We start from the raw sequence: 22264 nt of genomic DNA, 5'->3' as shown, positions 1-22264 counted from the left end.
GAGTGATCGACGTCACCGGGGGATGCGGAAAAGTGACCGAAACAAGTTCTAGATCGGAACAGCTCTCTCCGCAGGTTCCATCCAAAATAGTCGGTCATCTGGACACTCTGGACGGCGTGCGCGCCGTTGCCTCGCTCGCGGTGCTCGTCTTCCACGTCGCGAGCGAGTCCGGTGCCGCGCTCCGCGAAGGCTTCACCGGCGCGCTGCTCTCCCGCGGCGACGTGGCGGTGCCGATCTTCTTCGCGCTCTCCGGTCTGCTGCTCTACCGCCCCTACGCGGCCGCGCTGCTGTGCCGGACCCCCGCCGTCCGCACCCGCGTCTACCTGTGGAAGCGGGCGGTGCGCATCCTGCCCGCCTACTGGCTGGTGGTCGTGGTGGCCATGTTCATCTGGTCACGCGACCACACCTCCGACGCCTGGAGCTGGCTGACGCTGCTGACCCTCAACCAGAACTACGTCACCGAGACCTGGTGGTTCGGCCTGGGGCCCCAGGGCCTGGCCCAGATGTGGAGCCTCTCCGTCGAGGTGGCCTTCTACCTGCTGCTCCCCCTGCTCGCGGCGGGCCTGGCCGCCTTCGCCCGGCGCGGCGGGGCGGACGCGCACCGGCGGGCCCGGCGGCTGCTGATGGGCCTGGGCGTGCTGATCGCGCTCTCCTTCGCCTGGACACTGCTGACCTACTACCCGGAGTACCGGCCCTTCCTGAACAGCTGGCCGCCCCGGTCGATGATCTTCTTCGCCGTGGGGATGGCGCTGGCCGTGGTGCTGGCCTGGATACGCGCCACCCCGGACACCGACTCCCCCGCCCGGCGTTTCGAACGGGCGGTGTGGGCCTCCCCCGGCTCGTGGTGGCTGGTCGCCGCCCTGGCGTACGCCGTCGCCGCCTCCCCCGTGACCGGAACCCGCTTCCTCGGCATCGACGGCGTCTGGTCGGGCCTGTTCGAGCTGGCCCTCTACGCGATCGTGGCCCTGTGCCTGCTCGTCCCGGCCACGCTGCCACCGCCGGGCGACTCACCGGTGAAGGTCCTGCTCGCCAACCCGGTGATGGGCTTCCTCGGCCGCATCTCCTACGGCGTCTTCCTCTGGCAGTTCGTGGCCATCTACCTGTGGTACGGCTTCACCGAGCAGCAGCAGTTCTCCGGCAACTTCCTGGGCAACCTGGTACCCATCACCGTCATGACGCTCGTGATGGCCACCCTGACCTACCGGTTCGTGGAACGGCCCGCCCAGCGCCTCAACCGCCTCGTGCGCCCGCCCCTCCGCCCCGCGCCGGCGGAGGGCTAGGAGGGCTGCTCGCCTTCGGCGACCGGCGCCCCGAGGGCGACGCCGGTCATGCAGAGCGGGGCCGTCGGGTCGTCCATCACGATCTTCATCCCCTTGCCCACCCCCGTCACCGGGAAGTGGACGAGGCCGCCGGAGGTCTGCTGCAGGCTGAGCACGATCCGTTCCTCACCGACCTGCACGGTCACCGAGACCGGCCGGTCGGAGATGTAGACCAGCGCGCCCGCCGTGGCCTTCCCGCCGAAGGAGACCGCGTCGGGGAAGAACGCGGTGCCGTCCAGGGTCCGTATGCACTGCTCGCCCTCGCCCCGGGTGGCCAGGAAGCCGAAGATGCTCATCCGCACCAGCCTGCCTTCACGGTTGAAGACCTTGGCGTCCTCCGAGGGTTCCGGGTGCGCCATCCTGACCCGTACGGTCGGGCGGGCCAGCGGGGCGAGCAGATGGCTGCTGAGCCGCCGCTCGCCGTTGACCGGGAGCACGATGTCGTCGGGGACCGGGGTCGGATAGATCACCACATTGTCCGGCGCCGCGGCGAGCTGCCCGGCGACCGTTTCAAGATATGTCCGGACGTGGTCGCCGGTGAGGGTGTCCCGATAGGCCCCGATCGAGATCACCGACAGCATGAGGTAGGCACCCGAGGTCAACCCCGCGGCGAGGACGAGCGAGGACCGCGCGGGCAGCGCGCGGCGGTAGGCACCGCTCTCCCCGCTGACCGGCAGCAGGGCGAGCCCCAGGCAGATCATCAGGACGACCACCGCGTCCGCGACGTAACGGCTCTCCAGGCCCACCAGCGACGTGTAGTTGCCCCGGGCGATCACCGTGGGGATCGCGTCGGCGAGCAGCAGGTAGCCGCCCAGGACGAGCCACGCCCGCAGCGCGCGGCGCCGGTAGCAAACGGTGATCACAAGCAGGACCGCCAGGACCGCCCAGGAGACGGCGACGAGGGCGTCGGAGGGGGCGGTCAGGCCGCCGGTCGGGGTCGGCGCCCAGTCGACCGGACCCCCGATCGCCCCGCTGGGGAACGTCCGGCCCAGCAGAAGCGAGAGCAGGTCGGCGGTCACGCCGGGATCGGGCACCGAGGCGCCCTCCCCCGGCGCCGTGCTCATCCTGGCGAGGTAGAGGATCGTGTAGGTGGCGAGCACCATCACGTGCGCCGACCAGAGCCGCCAGTGCCGCCGCACCTCGCCGAGCGCCGAGGTGATCCAGCCCTTCTCCCGCTCCCGCAGGAAGGCGGTGGTCAGGGCGAAGAGCAGGAAGGTGACGAAGACCCCCTTGGTGCTGAAGGCCATGCCGACCACGCACCACGCCAGCGCGTGCCGGCCGTACCGGGTGCCCTCGCCGCGGGCGAAGCGGACCTGGTCGGTCAGCGCGAGTACCAGGACGAGCTGGAGCGGCACCGCGTTGATGGCGGCCGCCCACCAGCCGAACGCCGGAATCGTCAGCGGGGAGAACAGGAACAGGGTCAGCAGCGGCAGGATCGCCGGCCGGGTGCCGAACAGCATCCGCAGCAGCCGGAGCGCCAGCACGCTGAGCAGCGCCTGCGCGACGAACGTGACACCGGCCACCAGCAGCCAGTCGTAGGGCGCAATGCGCGAGAGCACCCAGGTCAGCGCGAGGGCGCCGGGCATGAAGTGGCCCTTGTGCACCCGGGTCACGAAGTCGAGGGTGAGGTCGCTCCGGTAGGCGTCGCCGACGAAGAGCAGGTCGTCCTCGACGAAGTAGGAGTCGCGCAGGATCAGCAGCCGCAGCACCAGCGACACCACGATGAGCAGGGCGGCGCCGAGCAGCACCGGACTGCGGAGGGCCGCCAGCCAGCCGGGCAGCACGATCCGCAGCGCCGGTGGCTCCGGCCGCTCCGGCCGTTCTGTCTCCGTGGCCTCCACTGGCCCCTCCCCTGCTGATCCCCGTGTTCCGGCGGAACACCCTACGAGTGTGAAAAGTTCGCTGGCGATGCGGTGTTATGCTCCGCCCCACCTGGTTTGTTCTACTCCGTAGAGGAGCAGCGTTGGAGACCCACCCGGCATCGTTCCGTGCCACCCTGGGCCGGTCCGTCGCCCTGCTCGGCGGCTTCCGCAAGGAGCAGAGCGACCCGGACTTCTTCTACGGCATGCTGGCCAGGGACACGGTGGCCCAGCTCGCCTCCTACACCGAGCTGGACGGCGCGCTCGTCGCCGACGTCGGTGGCGGCCCCGGCTACTTCACGGACGTGCTGCGGTCCGTGGGCGCCCGGCCGGTCTGCGTGGACTGCGACGCGGGCGAGATGATGGCCCGCCAGGGCGCCGCCCCGGAGGGCGCCGTGCTGGGCAGCGCGCTCGACCTGCCGCTGGCGACCGGCTCGGTGGACGTCTGCTTCTCCTCCAACGTGCTGGAGCACGTGCCGCAACCGTGGCGGATGGCCGACGAGATGGTCAGGGTGACCCGTCCCGGTGGTGTGATCTACCTGTCCTTCACCAACTGGCTCTCGCCCTGGGGCGGCCACGAGACCTCGCCCTGGCACTACCTCGGCGGCCACCGCGCCGCCGAACGCTACACCCGCAAGTACGGCAAGCCGCCCAAGAACCGCTACGGCGCCGGCCTCTACCCGGTCTCGATCGGTGCGGCGCTGCGCTGGGCGAAGCGGCAGCCGGACGCCACGGTCCTGGACGCCCTGCCCCGCTACCATCCGCGCTGGGCGACCCCGGTGATCCACGTTCCCGGGCTGCGCGAGATCGTGAGCTGGAACCTGCTGCTCATCCTGCGCCGCCACTGACCACCTCCTCCGGTACCGCCATGCCGAGCACCACCGCGCGCAGGCAGACCCCGTCGTCCTGGACCGAGATCCGTACCGGCCCCGAGGCGGCCCCGGCCGGCAGGTAGACCCGGTCCTGGCCGGCCCTGAGCGGGACCTCGGTCCGCCGCCCGTCCCTGAGCACCGTAGCGCGCGTGTCCCTCGGCACCCGGTAGTCGATGCGGAAGATGTTCCCCTCGTACCCGGCGGGCAGGTCGGCGACGGCGGTGCGGTCGCTCAGCGGGAGGCAGCCGCCGTCCCAGGCCGCCACCTGGGCGCCGAACACGGCGGCGGGCACCAGATGGCCGCGATCGTCGAAGGTCACCGCCTGATGAGCCGCCCCCGGGTACCTGATCCGCTCGCCGAGGGCGCCCTCGGCGAGCGGGCTGAGCGCCCGGGAGGTCAGCCGGTCCTCGACGGCCTGCCAGGGAAAGAACATCCGGTCGGGTATCAGCGAGGGGTAGACACCCGTCTGGGGGCCGAGCCTGGCCAGGTCCGCGCGGGCCGCGTCGAAGTAGGCGCGGTTGCGCTCGCCAGGCAGCCCCTGGGCGAACCCCGCGGCCGACACCAGGGTGAGCGCCACGTAGGCGCACGCGGCGGGAAGGACGAACGGCGAGACCGCACCGTTCCCGGGTGAGTCCTGCCCCGGGGGCCCGGTCTTCCGCCACGGCATCAGGGCCAGGGCCAGGCAGACGGCGAGCACCGGCGTCGCGTCGGCGATGTAGCGGCTCTCGAAGGCGTGCTGCACCGACCCCGACCGGCTGAACATGATCAGCAGTGCGTCCGCGACCAGCAGGTAGCCCACGGCCAGTGCCCAGGCACCGGCCGCCTCGGGGCGCCTGCGGCAGGTGCCCGCGACGACGGCCGCCAGGACCAGCCAGGCCACGATGACCTCGACGGCCCGGTGGGCGACCAGCGGGCCCGCCGTGGTCTCCGCCCCCCAGCTCAGCGGGCCGCCCACGAGCAGTGTCGGCACCGTGCCGCCGAGGAAGTTCCCGATGTACTCCATGGCCGTGTAGAACTCGGGGAGCGCGAACCCCTGACCGCCGCTCCGTCCCGAGGCCAGCAGGTAACCGGTCAGATAGGCGCCGCCCACCACCAGGTAGACCGACCAGAGTGCCCAGTGCCTGCGCACCGCCCCGACCACGCCGTGCTCGCCTGCCAGCAGCAGCACCGTGAACAGCAGCAGCACCGGCGGGATGAGCAGCGCCTTCTCGAAGAAGAGCAGCCCGGCGCACGTCCAGGCGATCCCGGCGAGCGCGTGTCCGGCGCGGCCGGTACGGATCAGCAGCAGCTGGGAGCGGATCGCCATGATCATGGCGATCTGCAGCGGCAGGATGTTGAGCGCCGCCGCGAACCAGGTGCCGGCCTGGAAGTTGGCGGGTGCGAACAGAAAGAGGGTGAACGGCACGAGGATGAGCGGCCTGGCACCGCAGATCAGGCGCAGCAACCGGTAGAGCGCCAGGGCCGCGCCCGCGTACAGCGCCATGATCACGATCGAGACCAGGCCCCAGTCGTAGGCGGAGATCGCCGTCAGGGCCCGGACCAGGGCGAGGGCGCCCGGCATCAGATGGCCGATGTGCACCCGGAACAGGTGGTCCCAGCCGAGGGGCTCGGCCAGCGCCCTGCCGACGAAGACGATGTCGTCCTCGGCGAAATAGGAACGGCTGAGCAGCCACCCCTTGACCGCGAGCCCCGCGAGCAGCAGGAGCAGCGCCGCGACCGTGAGCCCGTGCCGCCGCGCGAACGGGCTGTGCACCCAGCCGGGCAGCCGCAGCTCCACCTCCACCTGGCCGCCGCTCATCCGCGTTCACGCTCCGGTCCGGCACCGGCGGCCTTGGGAGGCCACACCCGCTCCATGAAGACATCGGCGGGCTTGGGGGGCCATACCCGCTCCATGAAGACGTCGGCGGACCGCGCGGGTCCGGCGAGCTCGGCCGGCCCCGGCTGCCCCGGACCGGCACCGGCAGGCTCCGGAGCCCGGGGAGGCCTACGGGGACGCAGGCCCCAGAGGACCAGCAGGAGTCCGGCGGCGAGGAAGACAGCGGGCAGCAGGTCGCGGACGACGAGGACCCAGCGGGTGAAGGCGCGGACGTCGGAGACCCTGGCGTCGACGTCCTCCTCGGACATCACCAGGTCGGCCCTGAGACTCTCCTTGCGCTCGATGCCGTCGGGGGTACGCAGGCCCTGGCGGTGCCGTTCCTCCACCTTCACGGTCAGGCCGCTCTCCGGCTCGACCCAGAGCGTGCGGGTCACCTGGGCGTAGCGGGAGACGCCGATGGCCCGCCAGGCGGGCAGTCCCAGCACCTTGCCGGGGAACTGCTCGGGGAAGTCCTCGATCTTCACCGGGCCGGCCGTGTAGGTGTAACGGTAGGTTCGCAGACCGTTGATCTGTTCCTGGCGCTCGTAGCGGAGCGGGACGGCCAGCCGGAGCGTCGTGTCGTACATCGGGTACGAGCGCGGCTCGGCGCGGAACGGCAGGCGGAAGGCCAGGCCCGACTGCCGGGCCTCGGGGTCCTCGTCGACATAGCTCTCGCAGCAGTCGACGGCCATCCCGGTACGGCGGTCGAAGGCGGTCCGGCGCTCGTGGTAGTCGATCCTGTTCCCGGCGGCGGTCGTCAGCGAGGTGAACTCCACCCACACCGCCGTGTCGGCGGTCCCGGCTCCCGCGTCCCCGCTCAACGTCGTGGTGGACACCAGCGGGACACCGGTGTGCGAGGTCAGCGTGCCGGTGTCGAAGTAGTCGGCGTCCAGCGTGACCATCCGGTAGGTCCTGCCCTGCTCCAGCGGCAGGACCAGCACGCTCTCGTAGACGTAGAAGCGGAGCAGCGCGGCGAGCGTGAGCAGGAAGGCGCCCGCGCCCGCGAACACCGTCCGGGGGATGCCGGCCCGGGTCACCGGCCCACCACCACCGATTCGGACTCGGGTTCGGGCCGCCGGGCCGTCCCGCGGCGCGACGGCGCGGGCGCCTCGGCCGCGGCGCGATCGGGAAGCCAGGCCGTCAGCCAGGCGAGCGCCAGCAGGCAGAGCACCTGCGGCACCACACCGGTCAGTGGCCCGGTGAGCACCTCGGTCGCGTCGACCCCGCCGTACCGGGTGCCGACGGCGAGCGCGAGACCGGCCAGGCCGGTCGGCACGACCAGTGCCCAGGGCGTGGCCACCGCGCCCGCCAGACCGGGGAGCACGCCGAGACGGGCGTGCCTGGCCTGGGCCACCGCCCCCAGCCAGGCGAACAGGAGTGCCGCCCCGGTGACGATCGCGACGCCCGCGAAGCCCCCGGTCCACAGGCCGAGAAGCGGGACGAACGGCCAGACCCAGAGCGCCCGGATCGCGACGGGCCCCGCTCCCGGCGACCGGGCAGGCCAGGCGGGACGGATGAGCGCCAGCGCCACCACCAGCAGCACCAGCGTCCAGCCGCCGACCAGCGCCGTGCGGTAGGCGGAGTCAGGCTCGTAGCGCATGGTCACGACGCCCTGGCCCGAAGGCAGTTCCCACGCCTGCCGCCAGCCGTCCAGCCTGACCGGCTTCAGTTGCCTGCCGTCGAGGTACGCCTGCCAGCCGACGTTGTGGTTCTCGTTGACCACCAGGTAGGAGGGGGCCGTGGCGGAGACCTGGACCCGGCGCTCCCCCTGCCCCCACGCCTGCACGGTGGCGGGCGTGGCCGTGACCGCGCCCCGGGCGCCGTCGTCGGACGTCCGCACCACCATCGACTCGATCCTGAAGGCGTCGCTGGGGGACGCGCTGATCCGCGCCTCCCCTACGCCCAGTTCGACCGGCTCGCAGGTCCGGTAGCCGAGCGGGCGGCCGTTGACCACGTCGTCCAGCGTGCCGCTGACGATCTCGGTGGCCGCCGGGTTGCCGTTCACGGTGAGCGTGGGACCGTAGCCGCAGGGCAGCCTCAGCGGGAAGGGCTCCAGCGAGCCGAGCGGTTTCACCCCCGGGATGGTGATCTCCGACACCTCGATCGACCGGGACGCCGGGGCGATGAAGCCGATCTCCAGGCGGTCGGCGCGGATCGGCGCGAAGGAGACGCGCCCGTCGGAGCCGACCCAGCCCTGTGCGGTGCGGCCGCCGCCGCGCACGCTCACCTTGATCGGCGGCTGCCCCAGGAACGAGTCGGGGAAGAGGACCATGATCTGCGAGATCGTGGTCTTCTTGCCGAGCTTGACGGTCAGCGTCGGGTGGCGGTCGGTGGTCTGGGCGTACCAGGCCGTGTCCAGGTCGCCGTCCATGGCCGCGCGGCCGAGCACGGCCGGATGGTCGACCAGCGTGGAGGAGGCGCTCACCTGGGGGTAGACGCCCGGGACGGTGGTGAGCAGATGGGCGGAGGCGGGGTCGGTGAGCACCGTCCTGCCGGTGACGACGCGTTCCCCCGCGTCCCGGACCGTGAAGGTGCGGTCGAAGCCGGAGCCGTCCTCGCCGGTGATCTCCAGGGACGGCGAGCAGGTCCAGGTCGCCGAGCCGTGCATGCACGGCGACGCGGACCCCTGGCGGGTCAGCAGCACCGTGCCCGGGTCCCGCTCGCCGTCGGCGGGAACGACGATGCTGCGCGTCGCCCGCACACCGGGAATCGCGACCTCGGTGATGCCGACCCGGGTGCCGACCCGCGACGCGGGCTCCGAGACCAGCTTGGTGACCCGGATCCGCAACCGGGAGGTCTTGCCGGCCGGCGGGTTCAGCAACTGCGGTTCCACCGAGTCCGCGACCGGCACCAGGCGCGTTCCCGCGTCGGTCTCCAGGGCGACCTCCGCCACGGCGGGTCCAAGCCTGCCCCTCTCGAACGCGACAGTGATCTTCGGCATGTCGATGGGCTCGACGAGGCGCACCTCCAGCCACTCCCCGACGGCTCCCTTCCAGCCGTCGGAGCGCCATCCGGTGCGCGGGTCGGCGTCGAGCGCCGCGTACGGCTGCCGCCCGGGGTCGCGCCGGTCGGCGGCCCCGATCCGCGACTCGGCGGAGGAGGCCCGCACGTCGAGGATGCTGGAGTAGCGGGCGGTCGCGGTGGCGGCGGTCCAGGCGGGGTCGGTGAGGTCGCTCTCCCTGCCACGTTCCAGCGGCTGGTCCTCGGTGAGCGTGGCGGTGCCGATCCGGCGCAGGTCGCCGAAGACGATCTCGCGGCGGCGCAGCGTGTCGGTCATCACGGTGTCCTCGGGGGGCGTCTCGCCCGTGCCCGGCTCGTCGCCGACCACCATGGGCCGGTCGTCGTCAAGCAGGTCCTCCTCGGCGAGGGCCAGCGCCGCCTCCGGGGCCCCGGTCACCCTGAGGGTTCCCTCGCGGGGCACCGTGGCGACGAGCGGCGCGGGGTCGGGGACCGCGTAGACCTCCAGTGCCTGGTAGGGCTGCTCGAACCAGCCCGCGGCCGTCGTGCTGGCCCTGGTCCCGAGCTCAGGGCCGAAGGCGGCGACCCGTTCCAGACCGGTGGACTCGGCGATGGTCTCGTGCACCCGCGCGGGCCAGGCGGTGCCCAGGCTCTCCCTGGCCAGGTCGTTGCGGACGAGCAGGTGGCTGACCCCCATCCGGCGCAGCGCCGAGGTGAGTCCCGGCGAGCCCCGGCCGGTGGCGAAGCGCTCGTCCACCGCCTGGACCAGCCTGGCCAGTCCCGGCGACCCCCAGGGGACGTTGGTGTGGGTGGCCCAGCGCACGGTCAGCAGCGACTGCATGGGCTCGTCCATCGGACGGCCCCACAGGTACTCGCCCCGGCGCGATCCGGGGGCGGCCAGCACCATGCCGTCCCCGGCGTTCTGGTTCAGCCAGGTCGCGGCCTCCCGCCAGTAGGCGGGCACGTCCTCGAACGCGCCGGCCGGGGTCGTGCCCGCGGTGGCGACGGGCGACGCGCCGAGTGCGACGAGGACCGCGGACGCCGCGAGGACAGGCCTGCGCCACCGCACCGGACCGGCCAGTGGCAGGGCGGCCAGGCCGAGGGCGAGCGGGAGTCGCAGCAGCGCGTCGAACTTGTGCAGGTTGCGGAAGGGCGCGAGAGGGCCGTCCAGCAGTGCCCGCACCTGCTCGGTCCACGGGTGGGCGAGCACGTCGGCGTGGCCGGCGGAGACGATCACGACCCCGGCCAGCAGGCTGATCGCGAGGAATCCCCGCTCCGGAGTGGCGCGGGCGGTGATCCCGGCCAGGCCGAGCCCGGCGACCAGCGCGGTCAGCGCGATCATCACGGGGCCCGTCGCCTGCTCGAACGCCGCGGGCAGGAACGCCGCCCCGTCGACCGGCAGGAACGCGATCCAGCCCGAGGTGCCGCGCAGGACGTTGATCAGCGAGGTGACGTACGTGGTGGCGTCGGCGGTCTCGATGAAGGGCAGGAAGGAGAAGATGTAGCGGCCCATCACCAGCAGGGGCAGCAGCCACCACATCGACACCGCACCCACACAACCCAGCCACCACAGCAGCAGGTGCCTCCGGCGAGGGCCGCGCTCACGGGTCAGCAGGTACAGCAACGGCACGACCAGCACGGCGAGCACGGCCACGGCGTTGATCCCACCGGCGAACAGGAAGGCCAGCGCCGACAGGGCCGCCGCCCTGCGCGGGCTCGCCCGCTGTCTGGCACCGTGCACGAGCGGCAGCAGGATCCAGGGCAGCACCGCGCTCGGCTGGAACTCCGAGGAGTTGACCCCGATCAGCGTGACGGCGTGCGGCGCCAGGGCGTAGGCGAGCCCGGCCAGTACGCGGGTGGCGGGGGTGCCGATGTCCATCGCGCGGGCCACCCGCTCGACGCCGACGAACGCGGCGCACAGCACCAGGGTCATCCACAGGCGCTGGATGTTCCAGGGAGGCATGTCCAGCGCCTCGAAGAGGGCGTAGAACGGGCCCATCGGGAACAGGTAGCCGTGCGCCTGGTTCTGCAGGTGACCGAAGAACGCGCCGTCCCACAGGTGCATCGCCCGGGCGAGGAAGCCGAGGGGGTTGAGCGCCATGTCGAGCTTGGTCTCGGAGATGACCTGGCCGGGCGAGGTGTTGAACGCGATGGCCCCGAGCAGGAGGCAGCCGGCCAGCAGGTGCAGCCGGTGTCGAAGCCGGGCGGGCCCGGTGTCCGTGCTGTCAGGGGTCAATGCGGTGCTCAAATGGGGTCGGTCTCACCCATGGCGAGATGGAGGTCGGGGGTCCTGACCGGCGAACTCACAGCGCTCACGGGCTGCTGTCGACGGGCGGCTACGGCGAGCTCTGTGGCGATAAGTCTGGTTATAGTAGCGCCAGTTCTTCCCCAGGTGAACTCGCCTGCCCAGGTCCGGCAGGCCTGCTGGACCGCCGCGCGCCGCACGGGGTCGGTCAGTTCCCCGATCGCCCGGTCCACCGCGTCCGCGAGCGTCTCGCCGTCCCGGACCAGCCAGCCGGTCACCCCGTCCTTGATCGAGTCGCGCAGCCCGGCGACGTCGTAGGCGACCGTGGGCACGCCGAAGGCGGCCGCCTCGATCACGGTGAGACCCCAGCCCTCGAACTCCGAGGCGGTCACGTTCAGCAGGGCCGAGCCGAGCACCGCGTTCTTGCCCGGCTCGCTGAGGAATCCGTGCAGGTGCACGCGGTCGGCGACGCCCAGGTCGGCCGCCACCGCCGCGAGGGCGTCGGACTCAGGCCCGCGGCCCACCACGTGTACCCGCAGCCCCGGACGGCTCTCGGCCAGCTCGGCCGCCAGGCCGACGACGCGGTCGACCCGCTTGTGGCCGACCAACCGGCCCAGGTAGACCACGGCGGGGTCGCCGGGCAGGGGATGCCGCGCGACCGAGCGGGCCACCGGGCTGCCGTTGGGGACGACCTGGATCGGGGCCAGCCAGCGCAGCCTGGCACGGAGGTCCGTCCTGGAGGACTCGGAAACCGTGATCGTGGTGCGGCGGCGGTAGAGCAGCCGGGCCACCGGCCCCTCGATGAAGCAGCCGATCCTGGCCAGCCAGGAGGGCAGGAAGGCGTGGAACTGCCGGTCGTGCACGTGATGCACCAGGCAGATCACCGTGGTGCGGCGCCGTACCACGAGGGGGGAGAAGAACGGGATGCCGTTCATCGAGTCGATGACCACGTCGAAGCGGCGGCGGTGCAGCAACAGCCAGAGCGGCACGAGCAGGTAGACGAGGTAGCGGTTGCCCATCCTGCGCAGCTCGACGCCGTTGCGCCGCTCGGCCCTGGTCTGGCCGGGCTCACGGCCGGTCACGAAGTGGACCAGGGCCCCCTGGGCGATCAGGTAGCGGCTGACCTGCCAGGCGTACTCCTCGGCGCCGCCGGCCGCCGACTGCTGTGGCTCGCGAAAGTTCAGCACCGCCACCCGAACCCCGCGCAGGGACGCCTCGGGGGTCTCGGTGACCTCCATGCTCAGGTTGGGCCACGACGGGTTGAACAGACGGGATCCGGCGTTCACGTTCCCGCCGGAAAAGGCCACGGTGTCGGCCACACTGTCTCCTCGGTCCTCTACGGCGACGCGCGCCCGACTCGGGGCACGGCGGAGCCACGCTCCGTACTGTCCATTGGTGTTCAGCCTGAGCGGCTGGGAGAAAACCGCGTCCGAGGGGCCCTTGTCCGGCCCCTCGGATCACCTGTCGCCGTAGTTGTACAGGGGCCGGTTGGGCGGCTCCGGGGTGGGGGCGGCCACGTTCACCACTGCCACGGAGGCACCCACCGCAAGCACCGTGCCAACGGCCAAGGCTGCGATCACTCGTAACACTGAGCTCTCCCTCCAGAATCCGGACAGTGTGCCGAGAGTAGAACGTGATTCATCTCATAAGCCATAGCTTTGGTGAAAATGTGACAAATAAAGTTACCCTCGGGTAGTTCGGAGGTCCGGGGATACGCCCAGCTCAGGAAGGTGCGTCAAGGCGCAGCAACCGGAGTTCGGACCCGTGGAAGACGGTCGCGGAACCGCGGAACGGGTCGTCGCCCCCCGGGATTTGGAACGGGTTGCCGCCCCCATAAATAAGAACATAACGGACATTCAGCCCTGCCAGTGCCGCCATCCGCCCACCCGGCTCGACGCCCAGCGCCGCCGCCACCTCGGCGGAAGCCGGATCCTCCGCCGCGACCCGCAGTCTGCCTCCGCCGGGCAGCCCCACCAGCAGCGCGTCGTTCCAGAGCACCCGGCGCCGGAACATCTTGGTCGCGGGGTCGAGGATCACCCGATCGCCGTTCCAGCCGAACGCCCGGTGCGCCCCCCACGGCAGCGAGAGCAACGCCCCCGGCGCGGGATCGGCGTTCACGATCGCCTGGACCTTTCGCCACTCGTCCGGGTAGTCCACCGCCGACAGCCTGCCGAACGCGCCGAGGGCGAAGGTGGGCAGGACCAGGACCGGGGTGGCCACCGCGACGGCCGCGACGGCACGCGAGTTCCAGCGCGCGACGACCGCGGCCAGGCCCACCGCCTGCAGCAGGACGAACGGGGCGAGGTACAGCTGCCCGTCACGGAGCGGCCCGAACCCGGGCCACCAGCCGATCAGGCCGCCCAGCACGCCGGGGGCGAAGGCCCCCACCAGCGCCACCGCCAGCCCGGCCACCGCCGCCACCGCCAGCCCCGCCCGGTACGGCTCCGCCGCCCCGGCGCCGTGGCGCGCCGGCGAGCCCGGCAGGCGAGCGAACCCCCAGACGGCGACCGCGGCGAGCAGCAGCCGTACGATCGCCGACCACCAGGTCTCCTGGCCGGGCAGGACGGCATGGGCGTTCCAGATCCCGCCCAGCGAGAGCAGGCTGCCGACCGTACCCAGTGGGCCGTCGGCCCTGGCCGCGAACGCCCAGGCCCCGGCCGGATCGGTCACGGCCCGGCTGCTCAGGGCGGGCACCAGCCAGGGCAGGCTCAGCACCGCCATGACCAGCGTGACCTCCAGCACCCGCCGGACCCGCACCCTCCTGGCGGGCGTCGCGGACCTTCCATCGGCTGTCACCGGCCCTGTCGCCGATGCTGTCACCGGCGCTGTCACCGCCGTCGCGAGCAGGGCCGGCGCGGCGACCAGCATCGCCTGGAATCCGCCCACCGCCGCCGGGAGCAGCGCGGCGACCAGCCGCGACCGCCCGCCGAGCGCCACCGCGCGCACCGCCCAGGGCAGTCCCGCGACTCCCAGCAGCAGTGCCCACTGGCCGAGCAGCAGCCGCTGGGCGAGGTAGGCGTTCCAGCTGTAGAAGGCCGCCGCCGCCAGACGGGGCCCCAGCCTCCGGGAGGGCGCCAGCGCGGCCGCGCCGGACGCGGCCAGCACGAAGATCCCCAGCAGCACGACCTTCTGGAGCACCTGTTCGGGGACGACCCGGGAGAGGAGCGCGACCACCAGGTCACTGGGCACCGCCCGGGGAAACCCCTCCCCGGGCAGCACCGGCGGCGGGTCGGGCACGAACACCATGTCGTACCTGAGCACGAATCCCGGTCCCAGAGCGGGCCCGAGAGCGAGCAGCCCGAACAGCAGGCCGAGCAGGGCAGGCGCGAACCGCTTCGCCGTCTCGCCCCACTCGCCGCCCATGCTGACCGACTTTATGTGCTTGCTCCGGATATACATGCATATATCCGGAGCTGTGGACTACTTACCCGGCTCGGGATCGCGGGGCAGGCCGAGCATGCGCTCGCCGATGATGTTGAGCTGCACCTCGGTGGTGCCGCCGTAGATCGTCATGGCGCGGGTGGCGAGCACGGCGCGGTTCCAGTAACCGGCGTCGCCGAGCTTCATGTCGGCGGCGACTACGGCCGAGGGGCCGAGCAGCGAGACCGCGCACTCCGAGACGTGCTGGGCGTGCGAGGTGGACAGCAGCTTGCGGACCGAGGCGTCGGCACCGGGCTCGGCGCCGGTCAGCTGCTTCAGGGTCACCCGCAGGCCGAGGGCGGCGATCGAGTGCCCCTCGCAGACGACCCGCGCCACCTCCTGGCGCTCGGCGGCGGTCAGCTCCCGGCCGAGGCGCCCGGCCAGGCCGAGCAGGTCCGGAACGGACGCGCCGGTGCCGCCCGAACCCCCCGAGAGCGAGACCCGCTCGTTGGACAGGGTGTTCCTGGCGACCTTCCAGCCCTGGCCCACCTCGCCGACGACCAGCTCGTCCGGGACGAACACGTCGTCGAGGAAGACCTCGTTGAACAGGTTCTCGCCGGTCATCTCGGTGAGCGGCCTGACGGTGACGCCGGCCCCCTTCATGTCGACGAGGAAATAGGTGATGCCCTCGTGCTTGGAACCCTCCGAGGAGTTGCGGGCGATGCAGATGCCCCACTCGGCGACGTGCGCCACCGAGGTCCAGATCTTCTGGCCGTTGAGCCGCCAGCCGCCCTCGACCTTCTCGGCCTTCATCTGCAGGGACGCGAGGTCGGAGCCGGCGCCGGGCTCGGAGAAGAGCTGGCACCAGATCATCTCGCCGCTCAGCGTGGGCGGCAGGAAGCGCTCCTGCTGCTCGGGGGTGCCGTACGCGGCGATCGACGGCACCACCCAGGCACCAATGATCATCTGGGGCAGCTTGACCCCGGCGGCCTTGAGCTCCTGGAAGATGAGAACCTGCTCCAGCGGCTTGGCGTCGCGGCCCCACGGCCTGGGCAGGTGCGGCATGACGTAGCCGGCCTCGGCCAACGCCCGCTTCTGCTCCCTGCCCTCCAGCGCGGCGAAGGCGGCGACCTCGGCCCGGATGCTCTCGCGCAGCTCGGCGGCCTCCTCGGGCAGCTCGATCTCCAGCTCCCTGCTCACCCCGTTCAGTGCCAGCTCGGCGACCGCCTCGGCCCACTCCGCCGAGGAGCCGAGCAGGGCGCGCAGGGTCAGCGCGCGGCGGTAGTACAGATGGGCGTCGTGCTCATAGGTGTAGCCGATGCCGCCGAAGATCTGCACGGCGTCCTTGGCGCAGAGCACGGCCGCGTCGGGGGCGACCACGCCCGCGATCGCGGTGGCGTAGGCCAGCTCGTCCGCCGGGACGTCGCCACCGTCCGCGGCACGGGCGGCGTCCCACACCGTCGCGCGGGCCTGCTCCAGGGCGACGAGCATCCGGGCGGCCTTGTGCTTGACCCCCTGGAACTGCCCGATCGGACGGCCGAACTGCACGCGGACCTTGGCGTACTCCGCGGCCGCGGTCACGCACCACGAGGCGACGCCCGCCGCCTCGGCCCCGAGCAGGATCACTGCCAGGTTGTGGACCGCGGAGGCCTGCAGCCCGTCGAGAACCCGCCCGGCCGGTACGGTGACCGCGTCCAGCTCGACCTTGGCCACGCCCCGGGTGAGGTCGAGCGAGCCGACCGGCGTCACGGTCGCCGCGGAGGCGTCCACCGCGACCCACTCCTCGCCACGGTCCGTGCTCACCGGGAGCACCAGGACGTCGGCCAGCGCGCCGCCCAGCACCAGATCCACGGTGCCGCCGATCGTCAGGGTGCCGTCCTCGCCTCGGGTACCGGTGATCGAGGAGAACGGCGCGACCGCACCGGTCAGCGTGCCGTCGGCGAGGCCGGGCAGCAGCTCGCCGTGCGCCTTGCCGTCGGAGGCGAGGATCGCGGCGCTGGCGAGCACCGTGGGAACGTAGGGCCCGGGAGCGACGCGCTCGCCGAGGGCCTCGACGGCGACGGCGGTCTCCAGCAGGCCGTAGCCGCTGCCGCCGTACTCCTCGGGGATGTGCAGGCCGAGCAGGCCCTGGTCGGCCAGTCCCGGCCAGAAGCCGGGGCGCTCCTCACCCTCGGCCGCGATGACGGCACGCACGACCTCGGACGGGATGTTGCGCTCCGCCCACCCGGTCACCGATTCCCGGAGCGCCTCGTGCTCCTCGCTCAATCCGATCGCCATGACAGCCTCCAGACGCGATTCAATGCCAGAACCATATTCTAGAAGGTGCTTCCATCACAACGCGCGACCCTCTTCCCCGGGTACGCCGCCCCCTTGCCGTCGCAGCCCACCGGTGACCGCGGAAGGCCCGGCTCTCACCGAACGGGCATGGCCGCAGGAGTGCGTCAGAGAGCGCGGACGCTCGCCACCACGGGGGCGATGTCGGCCCAGAGCCGCTTGCGCGTGTCGGGCACGGTCACGAAGAGCACCGAGGGCTTGCGGCGGCCGATGTCGATCACCGCGAGCGCCGCCTGGGAGGAATGCTCCTTGCCCTTGACCTCGTAGGTCACCCGGTAGGCGAGCACCCACCCCTTGCCGGTGGCCAGGCGCTGCGAGGCGGTCCAGGTGACCTTGCCTCCCTCGGGGTGGTGGTTGCGGATCGTCCACTTCACCGCGCTCAACGCCGCCTTGCGGTAGTCGGCGTCGCTCTTGAGCGGCTTGACCGGGGTGGCACCGGGCAGGGGTCCCGAGGCGATGACCGTGCGCGGCAGCCCGGCCGAGCCGACCTGCTGGCCGGCGGAGAACGACGGCACGGCCTTGGCGGCCCACGGCTTGCCCAGGCTGGCATAGGTCACCGCGGATTTGGCGTCGGTCACCGCGCCCAGCACCACGCTCGGCGTGCCCGGCAGCGCCTTCAGCGCCGTCGCGTCCGGCAGGGCGGGCAGCGTGATCGGAGACACGGTCGGCGAGGGCTGCACCGTGGGCGCCACGCTCTGGCGGGCCCCCACCGGGTCCGAGGGCTCGTCGCCGGAGAAGAGCATGAAGATCAGAACCACGATGACGCCGGTGATGACGGCGGCACCCAGGCTGTAGGCGACCCGGATCGGGATGTCGCCGATCCGCATCAGCAGGCCATCGGACTTCCGTCCCGCTCCGCTCGGCCCGCCGGGCCGGACCCGCCCGGCCGGTTGACCCTGCGCCCCCGGCTCGCCGAACACGCCGGGCCGCTGTGACGCGCCGGGCCACCCCGTCGCGACGCCGCCGTCCGCCCTGTCTCCCGTGCCCGCCCGACCGGACGCGCCTGTCTGACCGGAAGCACCTGTCTGACCGGACGTGCCCGTCCGACCGGAAGCACCGGCCCTGTCGGGACGCCAGGGGCCCGCGGAGCCGCCTATCCGCCTGACCGGGATCGTCCCGAGTCCACCGGACTCGCGCACCCGGTCGGTCTCCGCCCCCGGATCGTCCGCCCCGTCACCGGAAGTCGCGTCGGAACGGCCGGAATCGGGCGGCGGCGAGTGGGGGAACGATCCAGGCGGCGTTGGTCTGGAGACCAACACGGTCTCCTCACCGTCTCCGATGGGAAATCTTCTGGGCACCCGAGGGCTGATGACCGAACCGTCTTCAGCGGGAATGGCGGGAATGGGAGCCGTGGGCGCGTCATATGAGGGGATATATCTCTCGTTAGAGCGCCCGGAGGAGTTACCGCCGACGTCCGCCATACGCGTCAGGGTATGTCACCTGGGAAAGATTCGACGCATCGTCGTTTATTACGCTTCGGCCACGGGATGTGCATCAGCCCAGGTAACCGCCTTTCCCCTTCCATGAACAGAATGTCGTTCTGTATGGTCGCGGCTATGAGGGGCTTCTACGAGATCGCAACGGCCGATCCCGGACGTGTCGCCGTCGTCGCGGGCGACAACGTGACCTACGGCGAGCTGCACGATCGGGTCAACCAGGTCTCGTACGGCCTTCTGGCGCGCGGTACCCGGCCCGGCGACACGGTCGTGACGGTCCTGCCCAACGGGATCGACGCGATCACGATGATGCTCGCGACGTACCAGATCGGCGCCTATCACATCCCGGTGAACTGGCACTACACCGCCGAGGAGATCGGCTACATCATCACCGACTGCGCCGCGCGGGTGGTGGTCGGCTCCGAGCGGTACGGGCACGCCGTGCCGGGCGGGTTCGTGGAGACCGGTGCCCTCGCCGAGGGGCGGCCGACCACCCCGCCCGAGGGACGCAGGGCCGGGTCGATGATGCTCTACACCTCGGGCACCACCGGCAGGCCCAAGGGCGTACGGCGGCGGCTGATCGAGTTGACCCCGGAAGGCCTCCACCCGATCCTGATGCGCAAGAGCTGGCGGCACTTCGGGCTCGAATCCGGCGGGGTGCACCTACTACTGTCGCAGCTCTACCACTCCGCGCCGTACGGGCAGACGATGATGGCCCTGCACTTCGGCCACACGGTGGTGGTGACCGAGCGGTTCGACGCCGCGGAGACACTGGCGCTCATCGAGCGGCACCGGGTGACCAACGCCTTCATGGTGCCGACCATGTTCCACCGGCTGCTGGCCCTGCCCGCCTCCGTAAGAACAAAGCACGATTTATCATCGTTAACACGTCTCTTTCACGGCGCCGCCCCCTGCCCACCCGCCACCAAGCAGGCGATGATCGACTGGCTCGGCCCCGTGCTGTGGGAGTACTACGGCTCGACCGAGGCCGCCGTGGTCACCATGGTCTCCTCGGCGGAGTGGCTACAGCGGCCCGGCACGGTCGGCCGGGCCATCGACGGCATGGAGTTCACCGTCGTCGGCGACGACGGTGACGAGCTCCCGCCCGGCGAGCCGGGCCTGGTCTACATCGGCGGCATCAACCGCTTCGAGTACCACCAGGACCCGTCCAAGACCGCCTCGGCGATGCGCGGTCATCTCTACACCCCCGGCGACATCGGCTATCTGGACACCGACGGCTACCTGTTCCTCTGCGACCGGCGCACCGACCTGATCATCTCCGGCGGGGTCAACATCTACCCCGCCGAGATCGAGGCGGTACTCCAGGAACACCCCTCGGTGGCGGACGTCGCCGTGATCGGCGTACCCGACCCCGAATGGGGCCAGCGCGTCGTCGCGCTGGTCCAGCCCTCGGCGGACGCCGTGCCCGGCGCGGACCTCACCGGCGAGTTGCTGGCCCACTGCGCGGCCCGGCTGGCACGCCTCAAGCACCCCCGGGTGATCGAATATCGCGACCGGCTGCCGCGCACCCCCACCGGCAAGCTCAGCCGCAGCGGCCTTCGCGAGACGTATCTTCCTGCCTGAGCTGGGAAGATACCCATGCATGGGACGATCAAAGACAGGCGTCGCGTTGCTTGCGACCGCCGTCATGACGCTCGCGGGCTGCGGCCAGGGCATGAGTCTGCAACCACCCGGGACGGCCGGCTCACCCAGCGTCTCAGCGAGTACCTCCGTCGGTGCCTCTGTCGGCGCCTCCCCGGGAGGCCCGCCCGGGGCCACACCCGCTCCCGGAAGCGGACTCGGTTCCCTGGAGACCGCCTACGAGCAGATCATCACCAGTGCACTGCCGTCCATCGTGCAGATCACCACGAGGGAGAGCCTCGGCTCGGGGGTCGTGTTCGACACCGCCGGGCACATCGTCACCAACGCCCACGTGGTCAGGAACAGCAGGCGATTCGAGGTCGCGCTCGCCACGGGAGGCACCCCCCGGACGGCCAGACTGATCAACTCGTTCGAGCTGGGCGACCTGGCCGTGATCAAGGTGGACGACCCGACCGGGCTGAAGCCCGCCGTCTTCGGCGACTCCGCCAAGCTGCGGGTCGGCCAGATCGTGATGGCCATGGGAAACCCGCTGGGCCTGTCCGGCAGTGTCACCAACGGGATCATCTCCGCGCTCGGCCGCACCGTCACCGAGCCCTCGAACGACAACTCGCCCGGGGCGACGATCAGCGGGGCCATCCAGACCTCCGCGCCGATCAACCCGGGCAACAGTGGCGGCGCCCTGGTCGACCTCGCGGGCGAGGTCATCGGCGTGCCGACCCTGACCGCCGTCAACCCCGAACTCGGTAACGCCCAGGCCGCGGGCATCGGCTTCGCGATCCCCTCCAACACCGTCAAGGACATCGCCACGCAGATCATCAGGAACGGCAAGGTCACCAACACCCACCGGGCCGCGCTCGGTGTCGTGGTACGGACCGTGATCGACATGAGCGGGGAGCCCGCGGGCGTCAGCGTCGTACGGGTGCTGAAGAACAGCGGCGCGCAGCGGGCGGGACTCAAGGCCGGAGACCTGATCATCTCGATCAACGGCACGCCCACCCCGTCGACCCAGGACCTGTCGACGGTCCTGTCGTCCCTCAAGCCCGGCGAGGACGCGAAGGTCGAGATCCTGCGCCCCGACGGCTCAAGGACCACCCTCTCCGTTCCCCTTGAGGAGCTGCACGGGAGCTGAGCCGGGGCGGGACCGGGCTCAGTAGGGCAGGACGCGATCGCTGAAGGACTTGGCCACGAAGGGCGCCTTGAACTTGGGGAAGGCGATCGTCTTCGCGTCGCCGTCGGAGGTGTAACGCTCGTCGGCGTTCGCCTTCAACCAGTCGAGCCAGGCCACGGAGCAGAACTTGGCGCAGTCGCCCGTCTTGTCCATCGAGCGGATGCGCGGGATGCCGAGCGGGTCGAACTTCTTGTTGAACGGCGACAGCGCGGGGGTGTAGCCGGCGAGGAACACACCGCCGTAGTTGTAGGAGACATCACCCGAGGAGCCCTTGAGGCCCCACTCCTTGGTGTCGGGCTGGTTGCCGTACGGCAGCGCCAGCGTGACCGGGGGCGTCTTGATCAGCCCGGTGATGAGCCGGTGGCCCGCCGCCACCTCCGCGTTCACCGCCTTCTTCTCCTTGCCCCGCAGGTTGAGGTGGTCGCGGGTGTGGTTGCCGATGTCGAAGCCCTTGTCGGTGAGCCAGAGGAGCATCTGCGCCCCCTCCTCGGGCGTCTGCTTGCCGAACATGTCGCGCGTGACATAGAACGTGCCGACCGGGCGGAAGCCGGGGTGGGCCTTGGCGACGCTCTGCAGGATCGCGACCGCGGTGTTCGGCCGGGGGACACCCGTTCCGTCCAGCTCGAACTGCGAGGGTGAGGAGTCGTCGAAGGTGAGGACGACGGGATGCTTGCCCGCCGGGATGTCGATGCGCCCGGTGACGAACTCGGCCGCGGTGACGGGCACGTAGTCCTCCCTGGCCAGCCGCTCCAGCTCGGTGCGGAACTGTTTGGGAGTGCGGTCGTCCTGGGTCGCGGGCTTGTCGACCACCCGGTGGTACATGAGAACGGGGACCTGACCGAGCTCGTTGGCCTTGACCTTGGCGGCGGCCGCCGTCCTGGTCTTGAGGAGGTTGGCCTGCGAGGCCGCCGCGGCGGCCGACGCCTTGGCCGCGGCGGCCAGCTTCGCCTTCTGCTCGTCGGCCTCGTCCTGTCCCGATCCGCATCCGGCCAGCACGACTCCTGCCGCGACGACCACCACACCGACCCTGGCTATTCTGAGACGGCCCATCGAATCCTCCAAGCGCGCTGACGATACGCTTCTCATCCCCCTCTGACCTGCGGGTTGACCTCCGCCACTGGCAAAGGTTCGCGCCGGAGCCACTTTCGGCGACATCGCGCGGGCCCTGCCCTTTCCGCGTCGCACCGGCCCCGCCCAGAAGGGGCGTCCGCCGCGGGAAATCGATCGGCAGCGGGATTCTCACCCGGTGTGGAAGC

At 71.5% G+C, this 22264-nt stretch carries 14 protein-coding genes; 4 read left to right on the top strand and 10 right to left on the bottom strand.

Going from position 1 to position 22264, the window contains the following annotated elements:
- Window positions 1-116 precede the first annotated feature (116 nt).
- A complete protein-coding gene (locus ABT061_RS22530) occupies window positions 117-1280 on the top strand; it encodes an acyltransferase family protein (RefSeq protein ID WP_350920984.1) in 1164 nt (387 codons plus the stop codon).
- Here the strand turns inward: ABT061_RS22530 and ABT061_RS22525 are convergent.
- Complete coding sequence (locus ABT061_RS22525) at window positions 1277-3160, bottom strand: hypothetical protein (protein ID WP_350920981.1); 1884 nt, start codon at window positions 3158-3160, stop codon at window positions 1277-1279. The genes ABT061_RS22530 and ABT061_RS22525 overlap by 4 nt on opposite strands.
- Before the next feature lie 77 nt (window positions 3161-3237).
- Between ABT061_RS22525 and ABT061_RS22520 the strand changes: the two genes are divergently transcribed.
- The gene (locus ABT061_RS22520) at window positions 3238-4026 is read left to right on the top strand and encodes a class I SAM-dependent methyltransferase (RefSeq protein WP_451935324.1); all 789 of its coding nucleotides are present in this window, start codon (window positions 3238-3240) and stop codon (window positions 4024-4026) included.
- Here ABT061_RS22520 and ABT061_RS22515 read toward each other — a convergent pair.
- The 8 genes from ABT061_RS22515 to ABT061_RS22480 all read right to left on the bottom strand — a co-directional run bounded on the left by ABT061_RS22515 (window position 4007) and on the right by ABT061_RS22480 (window position 17722).
- Window positions 4007-5848, bottom strand: coding sequence for a hypothetical protein (locus ABT061_RS22515; protein ID WP_350920976.1), 1842 nt, complete (start codon window positions 5846-5848; stop codon window positions 4007-4009). The genes ABT061_RS22520 and ABT061_RS22515 overlap by 20 nt on opposite strands.
- Window positions 5845-6942, bottom strand: coding sequence for a cell envelope lipid trafficking protein PgfA (gene pgfA / locus ABT061_RS22510; protein ID WP_350920974.1), 1098 nt, complete (start codon window positions 6940-6942; stop codon window positions 5845-5847). The genes ABT061_RS22515 and pgfA overlap by 4 nt, the downstream gene beginning before the upstream one ends.
- A complete protein-coding gene (locus ABT061_RS22505) occupies window positions 6939-11111 on the bottom strand; it encodes an alpha-(1->3)-arabinofuranosyltransferase domain-containing protein (RefSeq protein ID WP_350920972.1) in 4173 nt (1390 codons plus the stop codon). The genes pgfA and ABT061_RS22505 overlap by 4 nt, the downstream gene beginning before the upstream one ends.
- Entirely contained in the window at window positions 11108-12427 is a 1320-nt protein-coding gene (locus ABT061_RS22500; RefSeq protein ID WP_350920969.1) for a glycosyltransferase family 4 protein, read from the bottom strand. The genes ABT061_RS22505 and ABT061_RS22500 overlap by 4 nt, the downstream gene beginning before the upstream one ends.
- Before the next feature lie 138 nt (window positions 12428-12565).
- The gene (locus tag ABT061_RS22495) at window positions 12566-12688 is read right to left on the bottom strand and encodes a hypothetical protein (protein WP_350920967.1); all 123 of its coding nucleotides are present in this window, start codon (window positions 12686-12688) and stop codon (window positions 12566-12568) included.
- Window positions 12689-12830: 142 nt separating this feature from the next.
- On the bottom strand, window positions 12831-14471 hold the full coding sequence (locus ABT061_RS22490; RefSeq protein WP_350920964.1) for an MmpA family trehalose lipid delivery protein: 1641 nt from the start codon (window positions 14469-14471) through the stop codon (window positions 12831-12833).
- 57 nt (window positions 14472-14528) lie between these two features.
- The gene (locus ABT061_RS22485) at window positions 14529-16745 is read right to left on the bottom strand and encodes an acyl-CoA dehydrogenase family protein (RefSeq protein WP_350920963.1); all 2217 of its coding nucleotides are present in this window, start codon (window positions 16743-16745) and stop codon (window positions 14529-14531) included.
- A 164-nt stretch (window positions 16746-16909) separates the two neighbouring features.
- On the bottom strand, window positions 16910-17722 hold the full coding sequence (locus tag ABT061_RS22480) for a hypothetical protein (protein ID WP_350920961.1): 813 nt from the start codon (window positions 17720-17722) through the stop codon (window positions 16910-16912).
- A 636-nt stretch (window positions 17723-18358) separates the two neighbouring features.
- On the opposite strand from ABT061_RS22480, the gene ABT061_RS22475 reads away from it, so the two are divergent.
- Together ABT061_RS22475 and ABT061_RS22470 are read left to right on the top strand one after the other, a co-directional pair.
- Window positions 18359-19822: an AMP-binding protein gene (locus ABT061_RS22475; protein ID WP_350920958.1), complete on the top strand. Its 1464-nt coding sequence runs from the start codon at window positions 18359-18361 to the stop codon at window positions 19820-19822.
- Window positions 19823-19841: 19 nt separating this feature from the next.
- Entirely contained in the window at window positions 19842-20969 is a 1128-nt protein-coding gene (locus ABT061_RS22470) for a S1C family serine protease (protein WP_350920956.1), read from the top strand.
- Between the two features lie 18 nt (window positions 20970-20987).
- On the opposite strand, the gene ABT061_RS22465 is transcribed toward ABT061_RS22470, so the two are convergent.
- Window positions 20988-22058: a polysaccharide deacetylase family protein gene (locus ABT061_RS22465; RefSeq protein WP_350920954.1), complete on the bottom strand. Its 1071-nt coding sequence runs from the start codon at window positions 22056-22058 to the stop codon at window positions 20988-20990.
- Window positions 22059-22264: the final 206 nt, after the last annotated feature.

The organism is Streptosporangium sp. NPDC002544 (genome assembly GCF_040295965.1).
Taxonomy (GTDB): Bacteria; Actinomycetota; Actinomycetes; order Streptosporangiales; family Streptosporangiaceae; genus Streptosporangium.
Note: the sequence above shows the minus strand (reverse complement) of the source record. Positions and strands in the feature narration are given on the sequence as shown.

Coding starts and splice junctions, on each gene's coding strand:
- ABT061_RS22485 (WP_350920963.1), bottom strand. CDS start 16,745: ATGGCGATCGGATTGAGCGAGGAGCACGAGGCGCTCCGGGAATCGGTG.
- ABT061_RS22520 (WP_451935324.1), top strand. CDS start 3,238: ATGCTCCGCCCCACCTGGTTTGTTCTACTCCGTAGAGGAGCAGCGTTG.
- ABT061_RS22470 (WP_350920956.1), top strand. CDS start 19,842: ATGGGACGATCAAAGACAGGCGTCGCGTTGCTTGCGACCGCCGTCATG.
- ABT061_RS22515 (WP_350920976.1), bottom strand. CDS start 5,848: ATGAGCGGCGGCCAGGTGGAGGTGGAGCTGCGGCTGCCCGGCTGGGTG.
- ABT061_RS22465 (WP_350920954.1), bottom strand. CDS start 22,058: ATGGGCCGTCTCAGAATAGCCAGGGTCGGTGTGGTGGTCGTCGCGGCA.
- ABT061_RS22490 (WP_350920964.1), bottom strand. CDS start 14,471: ATGGGCGGCGAGTGGGGCGAGACGGCGAAGCGGTTCGCGCCTGCCCTG.
- ABT061_RS22475 (WP_350920958.1), top strand. CDS start 18,359: ATGAGGGGCTTCTACGAGATCGCAACGGCCGATCCCGGACGTGTCGCC.